Origin of the sequence: Propionicimonas sp., from assembly GCF_049840635.1 — a bacterium.
GTDB lineage: Bacteria > Actinomycetota > Actinomycetes > Propionibacteriales > Propionibacteriaceae > Propionicimonas.
Genome location: NZ_JASGKL010000005.1, coordinates 1,637,455 through 1,660,379, shown reverse-complemented (window position 1 = coordinate 1,660,379; position 22,925 = coordinate 1,637,455). Strand labels below are relative to the sequence as shown.

At 71.1% G+C, this 22,925-nt stretch carries 14 protein-coding genes and 1 pseudogene; 9 read left to right on the top strand and 6 right to left on the bottom strand.

The genetic code is table 11. From position 1 onward, the window contains the following. Positions 1-127: 127 nt before the first annotated feature. Together QM779_RS13360 and QM779_RS13355 are read left to right on the top strand one after the other, a co-directional pair. A pseudogene (locus QM779_RS13360) lies at positions 128-1,012 on the top strand (AMP-binding protein); the annotation flags it as partial. 109 nt (positions 1,013-1,121) lie between these two features. Beyond that, a complete protein-coding gene (locus tag QM779_RS13355) occupies positions 1,122-1,805 on the top strand; it encodes an AMP-binding protein (RefSeq protein ID WP_428536007.1) in 684 nt (227 codons plus the stop codon). A 29-nt stretch (positions 1,806-1,834) separates the two neighbouring features. On the opposite strand, the gene QM779_RS13350 is transcribed toward QM779_RS13355, so the two are convergent. The 4 genes from QM779_RS13350 to QM779_RS13335 all read right to left on the bottom strand — a co-directional run bounded on the left by QM779_RS13350 (position 1,835) and on the right by QM779_RS13335 (position 5,886). Continuing rightward, positions 1,835-3,124, bottom strand: coding sequence for an MFS transporter (locus QM779_RS13350; protein WP_428536005.1), 1,290 nt, complete (start codon positions 3,122-3,124; stop codon positions 1,835-1,837). Beyond that, positions 3,121-3,537, bottom strand: a complete 417-nt coding sequence (locus QM779_RS13345) for a MarR family winged helix-turn-helix transcriptional regulator (protein WP_428536003.1) — start codon at positions 3,535-3,537, stop codon at positions 3,121-3,123. The genes QM779_RS13350 and QM779_RS13345 overlap by 4 nt, the downstream gene beginning before the upstream one ends. A 116-nt stretch (positions 3,538-3,653) precedes the next feature. Continuing rightward, the gene (locus QM779_RS13340) at positions 3,654-4,277 is read right to left on the bottom strand and encodes an HAD family hydrolase (RefSeq protein ID WP_428536001.1); all 624 of its coding nucleotides are present in this window, start codon (positions 4,275-4,277) and stop codon (positions 3,654-3,656) included. Between the two features lie 163 nt (positions 4,278-4,440). Beyond that, a complete protein-coding gene (locus tag QM779_RS13335) occupies positions 4,441-5,886 on the bottom strand; it encodes a CCA tRNA nucleotidyltransferase (RefSeq protein ID WP_428535999.1) in 1,446 nt (481 codons plus the stop codon). 65 nt (positions 5,887-5,951) lie between these two features. On the opposite strand from QM779_RS13335, the gene QM779_RS13330 reads away from it, so the two are divergent. From QM779_RS13330 to QM779_RS13320, 3 genes are all read left to right on the top strand, one after another. Beyond that, positions 5,952-7,958: a hypothetical protein gene (locus QM779_RS13330; protein ID WP_428535997.1), complete on the top strand. Its 2,007-nt coding sequence runs from the start codon at positions 5,952-5,954 to the stop codon at positions 7,956-7,958. A 61-nt stretch (positions 7,959-8,019) separates the two neighbouring features. Then, positions 8,020-11,523: a murein biosynthesis integral membrane protein MurJ gene (gene murJ / locus QM779_RS13325; RefSeq protein WP_428535995.1), complete on the top strand. Its 3,504-nt coding sequence runs from the start codon at positions 8,020-8,022 to the stop codon at positions 11,521-11,523. A 93-nt stretch (positions 11,524-11,616) separates the two neighbouring features. Next, positions 11,617-13,776, top strand: coding sequence for a S8 family serine peptidase (locus tag QM779_RS13320; protein WP_428535993.1), 2,160 nt, complete (start codon positions 11,617-11,619; stop codon positions 13,774-13,776). Between the two features lie 688 nt (positions 13,777-14,464). Here the strand turns inward: QM779_RS13320 and glpK are convergent. Next, a complete protein-coding gene (gene glpK / locus QM779_RS13315) occupies positions 14,465-15,982 on the bottom strand; it encodes a glycerol kinase GlpK (protein ID WP_428535991.1) in 1,518 nt (505 codons plus the stop codon). Between the two features lie 231 nt (positions 15,983-16,213). Next, a complete protein-coding gene (locus tag QM779_RS13310; RefSeq protein ID WP_428535989.1) occupies positions 16,214-16,939 on the bottom strand; it encodes an MIP/aquaporin family protein in 726 nt (241 codons plus the stop codon). A gap of 555 nt (positions 16,940-17,494) precedes the next feature. Here QM779_RS13310 and QM779_RS13305 point away from each other — a divergent pair. From QM779_RS13305 to QM779_RS13290, 4 genes are all read left to right on the top strand, one after another. Further along, positions 17,495-18,451 (top strand): sugar-binding transcriptional regulator, encoded by a 957-nt coding sequence (locus tag QM779_RS13305; RefSeq protein ID WP_428535987.1) that lies wholly within the window; start codon positions 17,495-17,497, stop codon positions 18,449-18,451. Positions 18,452-18,762: 311 nt separating this feature from the next. Further along, a complete protein-coding gene (gene glpA / locus QM779_RS13300; RefSeq protein WP_428535985.1) occupies positions 18,763-20,340 on the top strand; it encodes an anaerobic glycerol-3-phosphate dehydrogenase subunit GlpA in 1,578 nt (525 codons plus the stop codon). Then, positions 20,337-21,614 (top strand): glycerol-3-phosphate dehydrogenase subunit GlpB, encoded by a 1,278-nt coding sequence (gene glpB, locus QM779_RS13295; RefSeq protein ID WP_428535983.1) that lies wholly within the window; start codon positions 20,337-20,339, stop codon positions 21,612-21,614. Before glpA ends, glpB begins: the two co-directional genes overlap by 4 nt. Continuing rightward, positions 21,611-22,861 (top strand): anaerobic glycerol-3-phosphate dehydrogenase subunit C, encoded by a 1,251-nt coding sequence (locus QM779_RS13290; RefSeq protein WP_428535981.1) that lies wholly within the window; start codon positions 21,611-21,613, stop codon positions 22,859-22,861. Before glpB ends, QM779_RS13290 begins: the two co-directional genes overlap by 4 nt. The last annotated feature ends 64 nt before the right edge of the window (positions 22,862-22,925 follow it).

The following is a 22,925-nucleotide window of genomic DNA, read 5'->3' as shown; positions in this document are numbered from 1 at the left end:
CGGTCCTCCGGATTCGTTGCAGCCCAGCTCCATTCTGGCCCGCGCGGACGTCCGGACGGGCCGGCGGCGGTGGGCGATTCGACGTCCGGTCCTCGGGACGCGGCCGCGGCAGCTAGGGTCAACAGGCATGGACGCGCCGTGGGTGAAGCACTACCAGCCGGGGGTACCGGCAGAGATCGAACTGCCGACCGAGTCGCTGGTGGCGCTCTATGAACGCTCAGTCGCGGAGGCCGGCGATTGCGTCGCCACCGAGTTCTTCGGACGCACCACGACCTACGCGCAGCTCGGCGACCAGATCACCCGGGCGGCGGAGGGTCTGCGCCGGCTCGGGGTGAAGGCCGGCGACAGGGTGGCCATCGTCCTGCCGAACTGCCCCCAGCACGTCGTCGCGTTCTACGCCGTGCTTCGGCTGGGCGCGGTCGTCGTCGAACACAACCCGCTGTACACCGAGCGCGAGTTGCGACACATCTTCGAGGACCACGCCGCCCGCGTCGCGATCTGCTGGGACGCGGCCGTCGCCAAGCTGAAGGCGCTCCCTGACGACGTCCCGCTGCAGCAGGTCGTCTCGGTGAACCTGCTCAAGGCCTTCCCGACGATCAAGCGGCTGGCGCTCGGACTGCCGCTGAAGAAGCTGCGCGCGACCCGCGACCGGCTCACCCAGCCCGCGCCCGGGACGATCCCGTGGGAGAAGCTGCTCGACGCGCCGCCCCTGGCCGCGTCCCACCCGAAGCCGGGGGTGCACGACCTGGCGGTGATCCAGTACACGTCCGGGACGACCGGCGTCCCCAAGGGCGCGATGCTCAGCCACTACAACCTGTTTGCCAACGCCCGCCAGGGCGAGGCGTGGATGCACGGCGCGGAGTACCGCAAGGAGGTGTTCTACGCGATCCTGCCGCTGTTCCACGCGTTCGGGATGACGCTGTTCCTCACCTACGGCGTGCTCAAGCAGGCCCGGATCGTGCTGTTCCCCAGCTTCGACGTCGACCTGGTGCTGGACGCGGCGAAGAAGTCACCGCCGACCGTCTACTGCGCAGTGCCACCGATCTACGAGAAGACGGCCAGTCGGGCGAAGGAGCGGGGCATTCTCGTTGCGCTCGGCGAAGTACTGCATCTCGGGGGCGATGAACCTGCCGGATTCCGTGGTCGAGCTGTGGGAGAGCGTGTCCGGCGGCCTGCTGGTCGAGGGCTACGGCATGACCGAGGCGTCCCCGGTGTGCCTGGGCAACCCGTTCGCGCCGAGCCGCAGGACGGGGACGATCGGCGTCCCGTTCCCCAGCACGTGGACGCGGGTCGTGGACCCCGACGACCCGACCCGGGACGTGCCGCAGGGTGAGCGCGGTGAGTTGCTGATCAAGGGCCCGCAGGTGTTCGGCGGCTACTGGAACAACCCGGAGGAGACCGAGCGGACGCTGCTGCCCGACGGCTGGCTGCGCACGGGCGACGTGGTCACGGTGGACGCCGACGGCTTCACGACGATCGTCGACCGGGTGAAGGAGCTGATCATCACCGGGGGCTTCAACGTGTCCCCGTCCGAGGTCGAGAACGTGCTGCGCACGCATCCGGACCTGGCGGACGCGTCGGTGATCGGCGTCCCCGCGTCCTCCGGCGGCGAGAAGGTGGCGGCCGTCGTGGTCCTGCGTCCGGGAGCGAGCCTGGACGAGGACGCGCTGCGCGCCTGGTGCCACGATCGCCTGGCCGCGTACAAGGTGCCGCGCCACTTCACCGCCGTCGACGACCTGCCCCGCTCGATGCTGGGCAAGGTGCTCCGCAAGCAGGTCCGCGAGGAGTTCCTCGCCGCCCACTGACCCGGCGGGTAATCGCGCCACGCAGGCCGTCAGCGGACGTCCTCGAAGTCCTCGACGAGGACGGCGTCGGCGCGGTGGTTGTGCCACGGCATCGCGTCCCAGCCCGCGCGGCGGACGATGTACGCGAACGCCACCACGACCGCGACGGCGCACATGAGGCCGCCCACGGCCACCGTCCAGCGGGGGCCCCAGACGTCACCGATCCAGCCGATGATCGGGGCGCCCAGGGGCGTCCCGCCGAGGAAGATCGCCTGGTAGAGAGCCATCACCCTGCCGCGCATCACCGGCGTCGTCGACAGCTGGACGGACGCGTTCGCCGCCGTCATCACCGTCAGCGAGGTGAAGCCGGCCGGGACGAGGAAGATCGCATACCACAGGTAGCTCGGCGCAATCGCGAGCAGCGCACAGGAGACCGCGAACAGCGCCAGCGCGCCCATGATCAGCCGCAGCCGCAGCTGCGTCCGACGCGCCGCCATCAGCCCGGCGGCCAGGGAGCCGATCGCCATGATCGAGCTGAGGACGCCGTAGTCCTCGGCGCCGACGTTGAACACCGACGTCGCCATCAGGGCGTTCGTGATCTGGAAGTTCAGGCCGAACGTCCCCAGCATGAAGACCAGGAACATCAGCAGGATGATGTCCGGACGCGACTTCACGTAACGCAGCCCCGCCACGATCGAGCCCTTCGCCTTCGCCCGTGGCGACGGGGTGAGTTCGTCCTCGCGCATCATGGCCAGTGCGATCAGGACGGCGACGAAGCTGATCCCGTTGATCAGGAGCGCGGGTCCGACGCCCCACCACGCGATCACCAGGCCGGCCACCGCCGGGCCGATCAGGCGGGCGGAGTGGAAGCTCGTCGTGTTCAGCCCGACCGCGTTCGGGATCAGGGTCTGCGGCACCATCTCCGGCGCCATCGCCTGCCGCGCCGGCCCGTCGAACGCCGCGGCCACACCGAGCAGCGTGGCGAGCAGGTACACGTGCCACAGCTGCACGACGCCCCCGAGCACCAGCCCGGCGAGGGTGAGCCCGATCAGCGCCTGCGCGAGCTGGGTGACCATCAGCATCCTGCGCTTGGAGAACCGGTCGGCGAGCGAGCCCGCGTACGGCGCCAGCAGCGCCACCGGCAGGAACTGCAGGGCGGTGGTCAGGCCGAGCGCCATCGCAGAGTTCGCGGTGAGGATCGTCAGCACCAGCCAGTCCTGGGCGATCCGGGCCATCCAGGTGCCGATGTTGGAGATGAAGCCGCCCGTCCAGAACAGCCGGTAGTTCCTGATCCCGAAGGACGAGAACATCGGCACGCGCTCTGCCGCCACGGCGCTCACTTCGCCACCACCCGGTTCAACAGTTCGGTCGCCCGCCCCAACAGCTCCAACTCCGCCTCCGAAAGACCTTCCAGCTTGTGCACCATCCAGTCGTCCCGCACCCGTACGACCTCGTCGATCGCCGCGCGTCCCGCGTCCGTCAGCGTCACGAGCTTGGAGCGCCCGTCGCTGGGGTTGTCGTCCCGGGTGACCAGGCCCTTCTCGGCCAGGCAGTTCACGGTCTTCGTCATGGACGGGGGCGCGATCTGGTCCGCTTCGGCGAGCTCCCCGGGCGTCCGCGGCCCGTCCTGCAGCTTGAACAGGACGCTGACCTGGTGCGGCGGGATCTCCGAGCCGGCCTCGAACCGGACGCGGCGGCTCACCTTCTGGCAGGCCATTCGCACGTCGTTCGCGAGGTGCTGGATCGATGTCATGATACTTAGCTTAACTCATTAGTTCGGCTAAGTATTCCAAGTGGTGAGGAACGAGAACCGTCCCCGGTTTCGCGCCGGATCGGGCCCCGGCGCTCGGAGCGGCAGGAGCGGCAGGGTCAGAGCGAGCGGGCCCAGGCGAGGACGGCCGGGTCGGCCAGCGAGGCCAGGACCACGTCGGCGGGGAAGCCGGCGGGGTCGAGAGAGGGGACGCCGACAACGGCCATCCCGGCCGCGCGAGCGGCCGCCACTCCGGTCGTGGTGTCCTCGAAGGCGAGGCTCCGCGCCGCGTCCACCCCCAGCCGCTCGCAGGCCGCCAGGTACAGGTCGGGGCCGGGCTTGGGAACGGCCACCTCGTCGGCGGCGACCACGGCGCCGAACGCGTCCGCGAGCTCGGCACGGGCCAGCGCCACGTCCAGAACCGCGCGCGGGGAGTTGCTCGCCACGGCGATCGGCAGCCTCCCCCGCAGTGCCGCGACCAGCTCCAGCGCGCCCGGCATCGGCTGCGCCTCGCGCGCGATCACGTCCTCGATCGTGCTCAGTACCTCGGCCTCGATCGCCGCCTCGGTGCCCACCTCGCCGAAGATCTCCGCCATCAGCGCGACCGTCGCGGGGACGCTCTTCCCGATGAACCGCGCCTTCTCCGCCAGGCCGTAGGGCAACCCGCGGGCAGCGAACACCGCCGTCTCGGCCACCGTCCAGCACGGCTCGGTGTCCATCAGCAGCCCGTCGCAGTCGAACACGATGCCCGCCGGCCTCAGCCCGTCCAGGCCCCGAACGCTCGCCTGCCCACAAACGCTCCCGAAACTCGCAGAAGCTCCCGAAATTTCGGGAGCGTTTGCGAGTTTCGGGAGCGTCTGCGGGTCGGGCAGGGAGGACGGGGCGGGCGGACAGGACGGGGACGGCTCAGGCATCGCGGGCGGCCCACCACTCGCGGAGCTCACTCTCGGCGCGCTCGGCGCCCAGCGGGCCGTCGTCGATCCGCCGCTCGAGCAGGAACTTGTACGCCTCGCCCACCACGGGGCCGGGGCCGATCCCGAGCACCGCCATGATCTGCGTCCCGTCCAGGTCGGGACGCATCGCGTCCAGCTCCTCCTGGGCGCTCAACTCGTCGATCCGCCACTCCAGTTCCTCGTAGGCCCTGCGCAGGTTCTGTGCCTTGCGCTGGTTGCGGGTGGTGCAGTCCGACCGGGTCAGGATGTGCAGCCGCTCCAGCTGGTCTCCGGCGTCGCGGACGTAGCGGCGCACGGCCGAGTCCGTCCAGTCGGCGTCCGCGTAGCCGTGGAAGCGCAGGTGCAGTTCGACGAGCTTCGCCACCGCCTTCGTCTCCTCGACCGAGAAGTGCAGCGCCTGCATCCGCTTGCGGGTGAGCTTGGCGCCGACCACGTCGTGGTGGTGGAACGACACCTTGCCGCCCGGCTCGAACCGGCGCGTCCCCGGCTTGCCGATGTCGTGGAACAGCGCGGCCAGCCGGTTGACGAGGTCCGGCGCGTGCCCGCGAGCCCTCTCCAGCTCGATCGCCTGCTCCAGCACCGTCAGGGTGTGCTCGTAGACGTCCTTGTGCCGGTTGTGCTCGTCGCGCTCCATCCGCAGCGCCGGCAGTTCGGGCAGCACGAAGTCGGCCAGCCCGGTGTCGACCAGCAGGTTCAGGCCGGGACGCGGGTCGTCGGTCAGCAGCAGCTTCACCAGCTCGTCCCTGACCCGCTCCGCCGACACGATCGTGATCCGTTCCGCGTCGGCGCGCATGGCGTCCACGACCTCGGGGACGGCGCGGAAGCCCAGTTGGGAGGTGAATCGCGCGGCCCTCATCATCCGCAGCGGGTCGTCGGAGAAGGACAGCTCGGGCGCGGCCGGCGTCCGGATCAGGCCCGCGTCGAGGTCGGCCATCCCGCCGAACGGGTCCAGCAGCTCCCCGGACGCGACGTCCAGCGCCATCGCGTTGACCGTGAAGTCGCGCCGGACCAGGTCGCCGCCGAGGTGGTCGCCGAACACCACCTCCGGCTTGCGCGAGTGGTCGACATAGGTGTCGGCGCGGAACGTCGTGATCTCGACCAGCCATTCGGTGCCGTCGTCCTCGCGCACCCGGCAGGCGATCGTCCCGAACGCGCGGCCCACGTCCCACACCGCGTTGGTCACGCGGCGGACCAGCGCCTCGATCTCGTCGGGACGGGCGGAGCTCGTGTAGTCGAGGTCGTTGCCCAGCCGGCCGAGCAGCGCGTCCCGCACCGAGCCGCCGACCAGGTACAGCTCGTGTCCCGCATCGGCGAACAGCCCCGTGAGCAGGCGGACGCGGGGTCCCGGCGCCCGCACGTCCGCCAGGGCGGCGCGCTGGGCTGGGGTCAGGTCGGGCACGGCCGACCACTCTACCCGGGGGTGGCGCGGACAGACCTCCCGCCCCGCCCCCGTACGATGGGACGGTGATCGACGGCACCGGGGGAACGCACCGTGCCCTGGCCCTGGTGCTCGCCTGGGTCACGGCCGTGGCGGGACTGCTGCTGTGGCTGCCGGCCGCCGACGCGCGGGCAGCGGACCAGCCGCTGGTGTCCTTCACGATGACGTCGCTGGACGTGTCCGGCTACGGCTCCGACGACACCGTCACCCTTGAGGGCACGGTCACCAACACCGGCAGTGTGAACGCCTACGGCGTCCAGGTGATCCTGTGGCGCTCGCGGGACGAGATCCAGAGCCTCGCGACACTTCGCCAGGCCAGCAGCAACACCATCCTCGGCTCCCGGCTGCCGATCAGCGCCGACCACTACGTGGTGGTCACCACCTCCGCCGAGGCCTTCACCCCCGGCCAGACGGCCCAGGTGACCCTGCGCGCGACGATCGGCGAGCTGGGCTTCGACACCCGGGGAGCGGCCTTCGCGTTCGGGGCCGACGTGATCGCGAACGCCGAGCCCACCGGCGAGTACCGCACCGTCGGCCAGTTGCGCACCTTCGTGGCGATCCCGACGAAGGCGAAGGTGCCGGTGACGTCGATCGTCCTGCTGTCCGCCGCCCCCACCAAGCTCGTCGACAACCTGTTCCGCAACGACGACCTCGCCTCTGAGCTCGTTGGGCGCCTCTCCACGCTGCTCGACGCGGCCGCGGAGCCCGGGATGAGCTGGCTGATCGACCCCGCCCTGCTCGACGAGGTGCGGGACATGGCGGACGGGTACCAGGTGAAGAAGGGCGACGGCACGGTCGCGGGAACCGGGGCGTCCGCCGCCGAGGAGTGGCTGGACCGCTTCGACGCCCTGGACCGGGACGCCGGCGCCCGCACGCTGTTCGCCAACCCCGACCTCGAGGGTGCCCGCGCCGCCGGGGACGACCTGGCCGTGAGCCGCTCCGAGCGCGCCGCGGCGACGGTCAGCGGCCTCGACGACCTGCCCGTGGTCGCCGTCCCCAACGGGCTCCTGCTGACCTCGGCCACGCTCGCGTCCCTGACCGATTCGTCCGTCGACCTCGCCCTGGCCGACAACACGACCACGGCGGGAGCGCTCCAGGGTGGCGACGGCGACGAGCCGGCCGTGCTGGCGGTGTCGGCCGCGTTCCCCGGCGACGGCGCCCTGGCCGAGAACCTGCGCCGCCAGTACGCGCTCGCTGCCACCGTGATCGCCGGCGAGCGCGGGGAGGCGCGGCTGCTCACCACGGCGGCGGAGGTGGCCGCGGACGAGGCCGACTCGCCCTCGTGGACCGTCCGTCGTGACCTCGGCGAGCTCCTCGACTCCGACCCCTCCCACCGCACGGCGAACCTGCAGGCGGTGAAGCCCGCGCACCTGACCAGCCAGCAGTTCGCCGCGATCAGCCGGCTCGAGAGCGACTTCACCGCCTACGCAGAACTCGCCCGCAGCTCCACGCTCCCCGAGCAGTCGGACGCCGCGGTCTCCCGCGCGATCGCCACCGCGTGGGTGGACGACTCGCGCGGCTTCGACGAGCAGCTGGCCGGCATGAACGACCTCGTCGGGGTGCCCGCGCTCGGCCGCGCGGTCGTCCTCGACGCCAGCGCCCGGTTCGTGATGTCCTCGCGCGCCAACCAGTTCCCGATCACGGTCACGAACAACCTCACCGAGGAGATCACGCTCCGGATCGTGGTCGCGTCCAACAACCCGCAACGCCTCTCCGTCCCCGACTCCGACCCCGTGACGGTCGAGCCGGGCCAGAGCGTCACGGTGAACATCCGGCCGGAGGCCACCTCCAACGGTGTCGTGACCGCCCGCGCGTACGCGGCGACGGAGAGCGGGCGTCGGATCACGCCCGACACCTCGATCATCATCGAGGTCACCGACCTCGGCGTGGTCGCCTGGGTGATCGTGACCGTCTCCGCGCTGGTCCTGATCGGTGCGACGGCGTGGCGGATCCGGCAGGTGCGGCGCAGGGAGGCCACGGCCGCCCCAGCGGAACCGAGCCCGACGGAACCGACCCCGGCGGACGAACCATGAGCACCCCACAGACTTCTTCTCCTCCGCTGCGCTCCCCCGAACAAGTCTGCGGGAACCCCGCATGAGCACCGACAGCCACGCCGCCGGCGGCCGCCGGCTGATCAACGCGACCGCGATCATGGCGTCCGGGACGATGGTCTCGCGCGTCCTCGGGCTGATCCGGGCGATGCTGATCGCCTTCGTCCTCGGCAACGGCACCCGGCAGGTGGAGGCGTTCAACTTCGCCAACACCGTGCCGACGACCCTCTACCTCCTCCTCGCCGGCGGGACGCTGAACAACGTCCTGGTGCCGCAGATCGTCCGCGCGGTCACCCACGACGAGGACGGCGGCAAGGCGTTCGTGGACCGGATCATCACAGGGTTCGTGATGGTCCTCGGTGCGCTCACGCTCGTCGTCACGCTGGCGACGCCGTTCGTGATGAGCCTGTTCGCGCGGGCCTGGACGGCGCCGGAGATGGCCGACCACTGGCGGTCGCTGCTGCTGATGAGCTACATCTGCATGCCGCAGCTCTTCTTCTACGGCGTGTTCTTCCTGATCGGCCAGGTGCTGAACGCCCGCGACCGGTTCGGTCCGATGATGTGGGCGCCGATCGCCAACAACGTGGTCTCGATCGGGGTGTTCGCGCTCTACCTGGCGATCTGGGGCAACCAGACCGCGCTCAGCGGGCAGCCCTTCACCGACCAGCAGGCGTGGCTGCTGGCGCTCGGGTCCACGCTCGGCATCGTCGTCCAGACCGTGGTGATGCTGCCCTACCTCAAGCGGGCCGGCTTCACCTACCGTCCCCGCTTCGACCTGAAGGGGACGGGGCTGGGCCGCACCTTCCACGTCGCGAAGTGGATGGTCGGCTACGTCGCCCTGACCACCCTCGTACAGATGCTGGTGGCCAACCTCGCCTCGGGCGCGACCGCGTCCGACAGCACGTCGGCGAGCGGCGCCGGCTGGACGGTGTACCAGAACGCCTACCTGATCTGGATCCTGCCGCACTCGCTGCTCACCGTCTCCCTGGCCACCGCGATGCTGCCGAGCGCGTCCCGCTACGCGGTCGCCGGCGACCGTGCGGGCGTCGCGAGGGAGACCGACCAGGCGCTGCGGCTGGCCACGACGTTCCTGCTACCGGCCAGCATCGGGCTGATCGTGCTGGCCGACCCGATCACCCGGCTCGCGTTCGGCAACGGCACCGGCGCACAGGACTACATCTACATCGCCTGGGCGCTGATGGCCTTCGCGATCGGCCTGGTCCCGTTCACGATCCAGTACCTCTACCTGCGGGCCTTCTTCGCGATGGACAACACCCGCACGCCGTTCCTGCTGCAGATCTGGATCAGCGGTGCGAACGCCGTGGCCGCGCTCGCCCTCGCGCTGCCGTGGGACGACCCGTCCACCGTCGCCGCGCGGCTGGCCCTGGCCTACAGCATCTCCTACTTCGTCGGCGTCGCCGTAACCCACCAGGTGCTGCGCCGCCGGCTGCCCGAGCTGCCCGGTCGCGCCACCCTGACGCACCTCGGCCGGTTGCTGGTGGCCACCGTGCCCGCCGCTGCCCTGGCCTGGGTGATCTCGTGGTGGTTCGAGCGGTACCCGAGCCTGCTGCTGCGGATCCTCGGGCTGGCCCTGGCCGGCGTCGTGGCCGTGCTGGCGTTCTTCTTCGCGGCCAAGCGCCTGCACATCCCCGAGACCACCGCCCTCCTGCAGCAACTGCGCCGGTCCCGCGGCGACGACGGCCAGACGGACGCGGCGGAGGTCGCCGCTGACCGCGCCGACGAGGAGGGTGACAGGGGCCGGTCGCCCGCAGCCGGGTCGATCGTCCGCCCTGCCGGGCCGGACGGGTCGGTCGTCACCGTGCCCGGCGCGGCCCCGTCCGCGCCCCCTTCGGACGTGCTCGACATCCCCGCGCCGCCGATCGCCGGCTCGCCCGAGGCCGCGGCCCGGGAGGGCTCGCGGGTGCTCGGCGGGCGCTACCGCCTGGCCGAACAGCTCGCGGTCAGCAACCGGACCCAGACGTGGCGCGCTGACGACCTGGTCCTCGGGCGGGCGGTGCTGGTGCACCTGCTGGACGCCGACGAGCCGGGCACGGCGGACGTCCTGCGCCTGTCCCGCGAAGCGGCGCTGGCCACCGACGCCCGCTTCCTCCGGGTGCTGGACGTGGTCGAGGACGAGCCGGACGTCGGGCCCTACCTGGTCTACGAATACGCGGCGGGACAGACCCTGGAGAAGGTGCTGCGGCGCGGCCCGCTGACCGGCGTGGAAGCGGCCTGGATCGTCCGCGAGGTCGCCGACGCGCTGATCGCCCTGCACGCGCAGGGCCACTTCCACCGCCACCTCAGCCCCGCGACCGTGCTCGTCACGACGTCGGGCAACGTGAAGGTGCTCGGGTTCGGGGTGAACGACGCCGGCCGCCCCGCCGCGACGGCGACCAACGGCGAGACCGCGGACGTGCGGGCACTGGGCCAGCTCCTGTACGCGTGCCTCGTCGCCCGCTGGCCGGGCGGGGACCGGTTCGGGCTGGCTGCCGCTCCGGTGGCGGACGGCAGCTGGGTCCTGCCCAGCGAGGTGCGCGGGGGCGTCGCGCCCGCCGTCGACCGCGTCGTCGACCGGCTGCTGTCGCCGGTGCCGCGCGGGCACGCGTCCCGGCTGGGCACCGCGCAGGACGTGACCACCCAGCTGTCCCTCGTGCTCGGCCCAATGGGGGCAGCGCAGGACCTCCGCGCGCGGCTGGAACCCGGCGCGGACGCCGCACCCGCGGACGACGCGCCCGCACCGGTGTCGCAGGTGGTGCCGCCGCGCCCCACACCCGCGTCGGTGGGGCGGTTCAGCGCGACGTCCGCCTCGCTGCCCTCGGCCGCGCCCCCCGGGGACGGCGAGGACCGCGAGGACTCCACTCAGCCGTTCGTGGCCGCGGCGATGGAGCGCAGCGAGTCGTTCACCCCCGTCCCGCCCCCCGCGAACGCCAAGCCGTCGGCCACGGCGCAGCCCGCGCCACGCCGTTCGCTGAGGCTGCCCGTACTGCTGGGAGCCCTCGCGCTGGTGCTGACCGTCGGGATCGTGGCCGCGGTCGCGCTCAGCGTCCGGGAGCCCCCGACCACGCCCGCGACCACGTCGAACACCCTCACCGTGGCCAGTGCGACGGCCTTCGACCCGAAGGCGGACGGGGGCGACGCGTCCGAGTCGAACAAGAATGCGAAGCTGGCCGTCGACGGCGACCCGGAGACCGCCTGGCGCACCGAGAAGTACCGTTCGGCGGCCCTCGGCTCCCGCAAACCGGGCGTCGGCGTGGTCCTCGACCTCGGGGAGACCAGGACGGTGACCCGGGTCGAGCTCACCCTCGAGGGCACCGGGACGGCCGTCGCGCTGAAGGTGCCGTCCGAACCGGTGGAGTCGGCCCCCATGAAGACCGTCGAGCGGTGGGATTCCATGGCGAGCGTGGCGGACGCGGGGTCGAGGACCACCCTCGTCCCCGGGCAGCCCGTCCAGACCCGCTTCCTGCTGGTCTACCTGACCTCCCTGCCCTCGATCGGGGACGACTACTACCGCGGCGGGATCGCCGAGATCGTGGTCAGCGGGCGCTGAGCGGGCGGAGCCGAGCGCGCGGTGTCCCTCGCACGAGGGACCGGCATCACCTAGACTCTCCGAGGGAACTTTTCCGCACGCTCGGGGGGAGCATTGGGAAAGCTGCGCACGGGGGTATCGATCTGCGGGCTTGCGCTCGCGATCACCTTGTCGACGGCGCTGTCGGCCCAGGCCGACACGACGAGTTCCGGCGCGCCCGAGAGCAGCCCTACGGTCGCGGTGAGCACCGCGTCCGCTCAGAGCCCTGAGCCGAGTTCCACGGCCAGCGCCGAGCCCAGCGCAGAGCCCACTTCGAAGGTCAGCGCCGATCCCCGCGCGACGGCCACGGACCCCGAGCCCGGCGACCATGCCGGCGATACGACACCCGGTGCCACCGCAGACGATTCGGCGTCCGCCGCCCCGACCGCGGAACCCACGGCGACCGCAGACCCCGCCGCGACGTCGGACGGTCCGCGCGCCGACTATGTGGTGCGGTACCGCTCGTCCGCCGCTGCGGAGGACGCCGACCTCCCGCACGGCCGGACGGTGCACGACGTGGACGGGCTCGACGCGGTCGTCGCGAGCCTGACGAAGGCCGAGGCCACGTCCCTCGCGGGCGATCCCGCCGTGGCCTACGTCCAGCCCGACACCCGGGTGCGGGTGGCCGACACCCGGACCGACCCGGACTGGGGCCTGGACCGGCTCGACCAGGCGATGCTGCCGCTCGACAACGCCTACACCACCAGCCAGACCGGCGCAGGGGTGAAGGTGTACGTGGTCGACACCGGCATCAGCGCGACGAGCGGGGAGTTCGCCGGACGCCTCGCCGCCGGGGCCTCGTTCGTGCCGGGCGAACCGCAGACCACGGACTGCGGCCTGGGGCACGGCACCCATGTCGCCGGCACCGTCGGTGGGTCGACCTACGGCGTCGCCACGGGAGTGACCCTCGTCCCTGTGCGCGTGCTCGACTGCACCGGAAGCGGGGACAGCAGCTGGACCGTGCTCGGGCTGGACTGGGTGCTGAAGGACCACCAGTCCGGACAGCCCGCCGTGGTGAACCTCAGCATCACCGGGCCGGTCGACCGGGCCGAGAACGACCTTGTGGCGAAGCTGGTCAAGGAGGGGGTCACCGTCGTGACCGCCGCCGGCAACGCGGGCGTCGACGCCTGCAAGTCCTCGCCGGCCTCGGCGAAGGCCGCTCTGACCGTCGCGGCGTCCGACGCGGCCGACCAGCGGGCCTCGTTCTCGAACTCCGGGCGCTGCGTGGACCTCTATGCGCCCGGGGTGTCGATCCTCTCGGCGTCCGCCACCGACACCACTCCCGTCCTGAAGTCGGGCACCTCCATGGCCAGCCCACACGTCGCGGGAGTCGCCGCCCTCGTCCTCGGCGCGCATCCCTCGTGGGGCGCGACGAAGGTCTCCGCCAGGGTCCTCGCGCTCAGCACACCCGGGCTGATCGGCGGCAACCCGGCGCGAACGCCGAACCGGCTGCTGTCGATCGCGCCGAGCATCGTCGCGGCCAGCCCACTCGGCAGCACCTGCTCCCAGCTCAGGCTCACCGTTTCCGGCAGCGGATTCCTCGGCGTCACGGCCGTCCTCGTGAACGGCAGCCCGGTGACCGGGTTCGACGTGCGCTCGGCGTCCACGCTGGTCGTGACCGCGCCCGCACCCGCCGCCGGCGAGGTGTCGGTGCAGGTCCTGACCGAGCTGTCGGCGTCGAACACCGCAACCGCGACCTACCAGCCTCCGGCCGTGGTGCGGGGCCTCTCGGTGTCGGCGGGCTCGGTCCGCGGGGGGACGCAGGTCGTCCTGACCGGGTGGTCGTTCACCGGCGCGACGCAGGTGCGGTTCGGCACGCGAGCGGCGACCGGCATCCAGGTGGTCTCCGACACGCAGATCATCGCCGTCGCCCCCGCCCAGTCGACGCGGACGGTGGCCGTCAGCGTCACCACGCCGATCGGGACGTCGGTGTCGGGAAAGGCCGTCCGCTACCGCTACGGCCACGTGGCGAAGGTCCTGCGGCTGTCGTCGTCGACATCGATCACGCCGAACACCGTCGGGTCATCGGGCGCCCTCCGGCTCAAGATCACCGGACGCTACTTCTCCGGCGTGACGGCAGTGACCTTCGGCGGGGTCGCGGGCACCAGCCTGCGGGTCAGCTCGTCGAAGCGGCTCTACGTCACCGTCCCCGCCGGCGTCTCCGGCACGGTGGAGGTCCGCGTCGAGAACCGCTACGGCGCGTCCGCTCCGGTCACGGTCTACACCGGCGTCTGACTCGTCTGCTCACGATCCCGGCACGCCGGGGACGGTTCCTCCCGTGCCGTCGAGGTGCCCCGATCACACCGTCCACCACGTTCGCGGTACCGAGCCCGACAGCCCCGCCTGTACCGTCAGCCGCGTCCCGGAGGTCCCGGGTCAAGCCCGGGCTGACAGGACGCTGCCAACCAGACGCGATGCCCACGGAGAGCCCGGGTCGCTCGGGACGGCCGGCGTCCGGCGCGCTGTCATCCCGGCGAAGGCCGGGATCTCGACGTCCGGGCGGACGGCAGCGTCCCCGTTGTCGCGATCCTGCCGTTCGCTGCGTCCCATTCGTCTCACCCGTCACGCCAGGCGTCCGGAGTGGCAGAATCCCGTCACCACCTGAAGCGGACCGGACGGGGCTGGTCGTCGGCCAGGGTGGCAGACCGTCGCCAGCTCGGCGGCGTCCGTCCCCGACGCCGACCCGATCACGGGACTGCCACGCAGGCGGGCCGTGACGCGATCCCGCCACGATCGGGCGCAGGCGTCACGGGTGGGACGAAAGGGACGACCAGAGCGGCGAGATCGCGACAGCGTCGCCCACGCGCTCCCCTGGCAGGCTCACGACGCGTCGTCCGGGGGCAGCCGTGCGTCCGGGCCCGGAGACGGCGGTGCCGCCGGGATCTGGTGGGTCCCGGCGGCACCGTTGCGTGTCAGTGACAGGTCACTCGACGTCGTCGTCCACCCAGTCGAAGGTCTTGGTGACGGCCTTCTTCCAGTTGCGGTACAGGCGCTCGCGCTCGTCCTGGTCCATCTTGGGCTCCCAGCGCTTGTCCTCGGCCCAGTTGTCGATGACGTCCTGCTCGCCGCCCCAGTAGCCGGTCGCGATGCCGGCAGCGTAGGCCGCACCCAGAGCGGTGGTCTCGGCCACGACCGGACGCACCACCGGCACGCCGACCTGGTCGGCCTGGAACTGCATCAGCAGCTCGTTCTGGGTCATGCCGCCGTCGACCTTGAGCTCGGCGAGCTTCACGCCGGAGTCGGCCTCCATGGCGTCCAGCACCTCACGGGTCTGGAAGGCGGTGGCCTCCAGGACCGCGCGGGCGATGTGGCCGCGGTTGACGAACCGGGTGAGACCGACGATCGCGCCGCGGGCGTCGGCCTTCCAGTACGGGGCGAACAGGCCGGAGAACGCCGGCACGAAGTACGCGCCACCGTTGTCCTCGACGGACGCGGCCAGCTCCTCGACCTCAGGAGCGGACGAGAACATCTTCAGGTTGTCGCGCAGCCACTGCACCAGCGAGCCGGTGACGGCGATCGAACCCTCGAGCGCGTACACGGTCGGCTGGTCGCCGATCTTGTAGCAGACGGTGGTCAGCAGGCCGTTCTTCGACGGGACCTTCTCGGTGCCGGTGTTCATGATCATGAAGCAGCCGGTGCCGTAGGTGTTCTTGGCGTCGCCGACGTTGAACGCGGCCTGGCCGAACGTGGCCGCCTGCTGGTCGCCCAGGTCACCGGCGATGGGGACGCCGCCGAGCAGGCCCTGCTCGCGCCCGTAGCCGTAGATCTCGGAGGACGACTTGATCTCGGGCAGCATGCTCATCGGGATGCCCATGTCGGCCGCGATGTCCGCGTCCCAGCTCAGCGTGTCCAGGTCCATCAGCATGGTGCGGGACGCGTTGGTCGGGTCGGTGACATGGATGCCGCCGTCGACGCCGCCGGTGAGGTTCCAGATCACCCAGGTGTCCATGTTGCCCATGACCAGCTTGCCGGCCTCGGCGTCCGCACGGGCACCCTCGACGTTGTCGAGGATCCACTTGACCTTGGGGCCGGAGAAGTAGGTCGCCAGCGGCAGGCCGACCCGCGCCTTGTACTTGTCCTGGCCCTCGGCGCCGCCGAGCTCCTCGACGATCTTGGCGGTACGGGTGTCCTGCCAGACGATCGCGTTGTAGACGGGCTGGCCGGTCTCCTTGTTCCAGACCAGGGTGGTCTCACGCTGGTTGGTGATGCCGACGGCCTGGATGTTGTCCTTGTTCAGGCTCGCCTTCGCCAGGGCCTCGCCCACGACCTCGCGGACCGCGTCCCAGACCTCGATGGCGTTGTGCTCGACCCACCCGGCCTTCGGGAAGATCTGCTCGTGCTCCTTCTGTCCCACGGAGACGATGCGTCCCTCGTGATTGAAGATGATCGCCCGGGAGCTGGTCGTTCCCTGGTCAATCGCGAGGATGTACTTGTCGGCCATGGATAATTCCTTCCACGTCATTGTTGTTGAGCCGATGATGATGTTTCTGCGAGCGGGTCGGCGGTCACCGGCCCGCTCGTGCTTTTCCTGAACCGCCGGGACGCAGCCACTGCGCGGGACGATTCCGGTCTACCCGGCCTCACTGTGCAGCGACTGTGCTCTGCAGGGGACGCGGGGCAGGTGCCCGGTCGGGCGGGCGGTTCACACCCGCCCGGCCGGGGACTGTCGGGTTCAGCCGACGGCGGGCAGCAGCGCGCCGCTCAGCAGGCCGGCGAGGACGCCGCCGATGATCGGGCCGACGACCGGGATCCACGAGTAGTTCCAGTCCGAGGAGCCCTTGTTCGGGATCGGCAGGACGGCGTGGGCGATGCGGGGACCGAGGTCACGGGCGGGGTTGATGGCGTACCCGGTGGGGCCACCGAGGCTGGCGCCGATGCCGACGACCAGGAGGGCGACGCCGAGGGCGCCGAGCCAGCCGAGGTTCGCGGCCGGGGTCGGGTTGCTGCCGGTGAACTTGCCGGAGGCGAGGACGACGAAGACCAGGACGAAGGTCGCGATGGCCTCAGTGACCAGGTTCCACAGCGGGTTGCGGACCTCGGGGCCGGTCGAGAAGACGCCGAGCTTGAAGCCGTCGGGGGCGTCCTCGTCGAACTGCTTCTTGTAGGCCAGCCACGCCAGGCAGGCGCCGAGGAAGGCACCCACCATCTGCGCGCCGATGTAGGTCGCGATCGAGGCCGCGTCGACCGGGATACCGGCGACGAACTCCTTGGCGCCCGAGGCCACGATGCCCAGGGTCACGGCGGGGTTCAGGTGACCGCCCGACTTGTACGAGACCAGGACGCCGGCGAAGACGGCCAGGCCCCAGCCGAAGTTCACCATCAGGAACCCGGTTCCGTTGCCCTTGTTCTTCGGGAGGATGTTGTTGGCCACGACGCCAGCACCGAGGAGCAGCAGCATTGCCGTTCCGACGGTCTCTGACAGGAAAATCGTGCCGAGAGTCACGATGTCTCACTTTCCGACACCTTCTGTGGTGTCAGTTTGGCGTCCCTTCCGGGACGCAGACGTTGGTTTGTCTCTTGGAAACAGACGGTTGACTACAGGGAGCAGACACCCGCCGGGAGAGGTTGCGCGGCCCGAGTGAGCGGGCGCGGCCGGCGGGACGTACTGGCGGGACAGCCCAGCGTTGCGCGCGCCCGGGCTGACGTGGTGGTGAGCAGTACCACAGGAGCCTCGCTCTGGTCGCTGTCCGCCAGGGCTCCCAGTGGCGAACGCGAGGGGTGGTGGTGCCCAGCGGGGCCGGCCTCCTCCTTGATGCCGGATCCGGAGTCTCCGAGCGCTGACGCTCGCGCGCCGACCGCTGATCGGAACATCGGACTCCTTCGTACCCGCTGAACCACGACGATAAGGCACGGCAAGGTCAAACGCTCTCACCCCGCCCGTAGCGCCCATCTTGCTAACGCGTGAACGCATGCGCTAGACCTGTGCACGAACGTGCACGGAGAGGGTGCAAGCTTGAACGAGCGCTACGAGGACATGTACCAGGCGGCGTCCCGCTACTACATCCAGGGCGAGACGATGGAGAGCATCGCCCACCAATTACGGCTCTCCCGCTCGTCGGTCTCGCGGCTGCTGAAGGACGCCCGCGAGTCCGGTCTGGTCCGGATCAGCCTGGCCGACCACAGCGGCTCGCAGTCACCGCTCGCGTCCGCGATCAGCCGGCACTTCGGCGTCCGGGTGCACATGGTGTCGGTCCGTGAGAACGCCAACGAGAACGTCCGCTTCGACCAGGTCGCGCGGTTGGCCGGACGCCTGTTCACCGAGGCCGTGGACGACCACCAGCTGATCGGGGTGGCCTGGGGGGTCACTCTGTCGCACGTCGTGAAGCACCTGGGCCGGCGCCCGCTGGTCGGGTCGACGGTCGTCCAGATCAACGGCGGGGCGAACCAGCGCAGCTCCGGGATCCCCTACATCGGCGAGATCCTCCAGTCGATCGGGGACGCCTTCGACGCCCGGGTGGTGCTGTTCCCCGTCCCCGCCTTCTTCGACTACGCGGCCACCAAGCAGGCGATGTGGCGCGAGCGGTCGGTGCAGAACGTGCTCAAGCTGCACTCGAAGCTCGACCTGGCCGTCTTCGGCGTGGGCTGTCTGGAGGGACGCGTCCCCTCCCACGTGTACTCGGCCGGCTACATGGACGCGTCCGACATGCGCCAGCTGGCCGCCGACGGCGTGGTCGGGGACGTCTGCACGGTGCTGCTCCGCGAGGACGGCTCGTACGCCGACATCTCCTACAACGAGCGCGCCACCGGCCTGACCCCCGCGGAGCTCCAGCGCGTCCCGCGCCGGATCTGCGTGGTCGCCGACCCGTCCCGGGCCCCTGCCGTCGTGGGGGCGCTGCGTGCGGGAACCGCCACCGACCTCGTCCTGGACGAGGGCACCGCCCGCGCCGTCCTCGACCGCGCCCGCCTCTAGCCGGAGCCGGCTCGGCCGCGTCCGTCCTCCGACTCGATCCCACAAACGCTCCCAAAACGCGCAGAAGCCACCGAAATTCCGGGAGCTTCTGCGAGTTTCGGGAGCGTTTGGGCCGAGAGGGCGCGTCCGCGTCCGCCCCGCCTGTCGATTTCCCATGCGTCGTTCACATCCGTGCACGCATGGCCGACCTTGTCGCGGGGTGGTGAATCCCCGACCCGCCTCTGGCTAGCCTGCAGGAAAGGAGGCGCTTCGCGCTGCCCGGTCGTCGATGGTGCGCCGGGGGCCGGCGTCCATGACCTGGGGAGGCCCACGTGAGAAGGCTCGCTGTTGACGTCGTCGTCATCGGTGGCGGCTCCACCGGCGCCGGCGTTGTCCGTGATGTCGCGATGCGCGGCTACACCACCGTGCTGCTGGAGCGGGCCGACCTCGGCCAGGGGACGACCGGACGGTTCCACGGCCTGCTGCACTCCGGCGGACGCTACGTCGTCAGCGACCCGCTGTCGGCCACCGAGTGCGCGCAGGAGAACGCGATCCTGACCCGGATCCAGGCCAGCGCGATCGAGGCCACCGGCGGCTACTTCGTCACCTGCCCCGGCGACGACCCCGCCTTCGCCGACAAGTTCCTCGAGGGCGCGCTCGCGACCGGCGTCCCCGCCCGCGAGGTGCCCGTCGCCGAAGCGCTCCGCAACGAGCCGCGGCTCAACCCCGGCATCCTGCGCGCGATCGAGGTGCAGGACGGGACGGTGGACGGCTGGCAGCTGGTCTGGGGTGCGGCGAACTCGGCGAAGGCGTACGGCGCGGAGATCCTGACCTACCACAGGGTCACGAAGATCGACACGGCCGACGGCCACGTCACCGCCGTCCACGCCACCGACCTGAAGAGCGGCGAGGACGTCCTGATCGAGACCGGTTTCGTCCTCAACTGCGCGGGCCCGTGGGCGGGCCAGATCGCCGCGATGGCCGGCGCCCATCCCGTCGACGTGATCCCCGGACGCGGCATCATGATCGCGATGAACCACCGCCTGGTGAACCGCGTGGTGAACCGCTGCATCTACCCCGCCGACGGCGACATCCTCGTCCCCGTGCACACGGTGAGCATCATCGGCACCACCGACGTGAAGGTCGACGACCCGGACGACCTGGCCATCGAGCACGACGAGGTCCAGCAGATGCTGGACGCCGGCGAGGTGCTGATCCCCGGCTTCCGGTCCTCGCGCGCGCTGCACGCGTGGGCGGGCGCGCGTCCGCTGATCAAGGACAACCGGGTGGCGTCCTCCGACACCCGGCACATGAGCCGCGGCATGGCCGTGATCGACCACACCACCCGCGACGGGCTGGACGGCATGCTCACCATCGGCGGCGGCAAGCTGACCACCTACCGGCTGATGGCCGAGCACATCGTGGACGCGATGTGCGACAAGCTCGGTGAGAAGCGCGCGTGCCGGACGGCCGACGAGGCGCTGCCCGGGTCGGAGTCGGCGAGGAACTACGTGGTCACCCACCGGCTGCACGACCGGGAGGAGGACCGCTTCGAGGACCAGATCATCTGCGAGTGCGAGCTGATGAGCCGCAAGATGTTCACCGCGGCGCTGGAGTCCCAGCCCAAGGGGACGTTCGACGACCTGCGGCGCCAGCTGCGGCTCGGCATGGGCCCCTGCCAGGGCGGCTTCTGCTCGATGCGGGCGACCGGCATCGCGCTGGAGACCGACCACATCGACATCGAGCGGGCGACCGGGCTGCTGCGGCTGTTCCTCAAGAACCGCTGGATCGGGCTGTGGCCGATCCTCTACGGCGACCAGGTCCGCCAGACCGCCCTGGACAACTGGATCTTCCAGGGCACGCTCGATGTCGAGCACCTGCCCCAGCCCGAGAGCGAGGTGGCGCTGTGAGCACCCCCCAGAGCACCCCTGTGGGCCGCGTGGTCGTCATCGGCGCCGGCCTCTCCGGCCTCGTCGCCGCCCACCGCCTCGCCACCGGGGGCCTGCCGGTGACGCTGCTCACCAAGGGCATCGGGGGGCTGCAACTCGCCCAGGGGACGATCGACGTCCTCGGCTACTCCCCCGACCGGGTCACCAACCCGATCCTGACGCTGTCGGCGCTCGCGTCCGCCCGGCCCGAGCACCCGTACGCCGCGATCGGCGCCGCGCCCGTCCACGCCGGGATCGACTACCTCAAGGCCTTGCTGCCGGACCTGCTCGTCGGGGACGCGGAGACCAACTACCAGCTGCCGACGGCGGTCGGCGCGATCCGTCCGACCTGCCTCGCGCAGCCGAGCATGCTGGCCGGGCACCTGTCGGACGGGCAGCGCGTCGCGATCGTCGGCCTGCGCCGGCTGAAGGACTTCCACCCGAAGCTGGTCGCGGAGAACCTCGCCCGCACCGACCTCCCCGACGGGGGCAGGGTCGAGGCGCGGCCGCTGTTCGTGGACGTCCCCGCCCGCGACGGCGAGGTCGACTCCACCGGTCTGACCTACGCCCGCGCCTTCGACGACCCCGCGTTCCGCGCCCGGTTCGCCGCCGCGCTGGCCCCGTTGCTCTCGGACGGCGAGGTGGTCGGTCTGCCCGCCGTCCTCGGGCTGAAGGACCACGGCGCCTGGAAGGACCTCGCCGAACGGCTCGGCCACCCGGTCTTCGAGATCCCGCTGCCGCCCCCCTCGGTCCCCGGCATGCGGCTCAACGAGGCCCTCTCCGCCGCGTGCAGGGACGCCGGCGTTCGGCTCGTCAACGGGACGCGGACGTACGCCTCACGGGTCGAGGACGGCATCGTCCGTTCGGTGACCGTGGCCACGTCCGGCGCCCCGCGGGAGTTCGCCGGGGACGCGTTCGTCCTCGCCACCGGCGGTTTCGAGTCGGGGGCGCTGAACTTCGACTCGCACGGGACCGTCACCGAGACCCTGTTCGGGCTGCCGTTGGCCGGGCTGGACGCGGGCCCGCTCGTCCAGGGCGACTACTGGGGCGCCGAGCAGCCGCTCTTCCGGGTCGGCGTGCGCGTCGGCAGGGACATGCGGGTACTGGACGCGTCGAGCGGGGTCGTCCACCCCAACCTGTTCGCCGCGGGCGGCATCATCGGAGGTTCGTCGCGCTGGGCGGAGAAGTCCGGCGACGGTATCGCGCTGGGCAGCGCACTACAAGCGGCCGACACGATCCTGGAGGAACTGTCATGAGCACCCCGGAGGAGACGACGCGACCCGGCCTCGAGTTCGCCGGTCACGAGTTGGCCAGGGCGAGCCTCGACGCGTGCGTGAAGTGCACGATCTGCGAGACCCAGTGCCCGGTGTCGGCGGTGACGCCGCTGTTCACCGGCCCGAAGTTCGTGGGTCCGCAGGCCGAACGGTTCCGCAACGGGGCGAGCGTCGACCACTCGCTCGACTACTGCTCCAGCTGTGGGACGTGCACGCTGGTCTGCCCGCAGGGCGTCCAGATCGCTGAGCTGAACAGCCAGGCGCGCGCCGTGATGAAGGCCGACCACATGCCGCTGCGGGACCGGCTGATCGGCGAGACGGTGCTGATGGGGACGGTGATGACGCCCGTCGCGCCGATCGCGCGGGCCGTCCTGCACAACAAGCCCCTGCGGACCGCGATGGAGGCGGTCGTGAAGGTACACAGGGACGCTCCGATGCCGCCGCCACAAGGGCAGACGTTCGCCAGTTGGTGGGCGAAGCGGCCGAAGCCGTCGACGCGGGCCACGCGCGGGCCCGTGGTGTTCTTCCACGGCTGCGCGGGCGGCTACTTCGAGGTGGAGACCTCGAAGAAGTCGGTCGAGGTGCTCGAGTACCTGGGCTACGAGGTGATCGTCCCCAAGCAGGGCTGTTGTGGTCTGGCGCAGCAGTCGAACGGCCTGTTCGACAGCGCGACGAAGAGCGTCCTGAAGCTGTGCGACGACCTCCGCGCCGCGGGGACGGACCTGACGATCATCTCCTCGTCGGGCTCGTGCACGGGCATGCTCAAGCACGAGGCGCACGAGATCATGGGCGTCACGGCCGAGTCGCTGCACGATGTGGGGACGCGGATCCGCGACATCATGGAGTTCCTGCTCGACCTGCACGACGCGGGCGAACTGCCCACTGACTTCCAGCCGATCGAGATGACGGTGCCGTACCACGCGCCGTGCCAGCTGAAGAGCCAGGGCATCGGCAAGCCGGCGCTGGAGGTGCTGCGGCTGATCCCGGGGCTGACCGTGGTCGACTCCGAGAAGGTGTGCTGCGGCATCGCCGGCACCTACGGCCTGAAGAAGGAGAAGTACGAGATCGCCCAGGCCGTCGGCAAGCCCCTGTTCGACATGGTGAAGGCCACGAACCCCGACCTCGCGCTGTGCGACACCGAGACCTGCCGCTGGCAGATCAGCCAGTCGTCCGGCGTCCGCACCGAGCACCCGATCTGGATGGTCCACAAGGCCTACGGCCTCTCCTGACGGCACGACAGGAACCGTCCCCAGCGTTCCCCCGGCACGATGGGGACGGTTCCTAGCGTGCCCC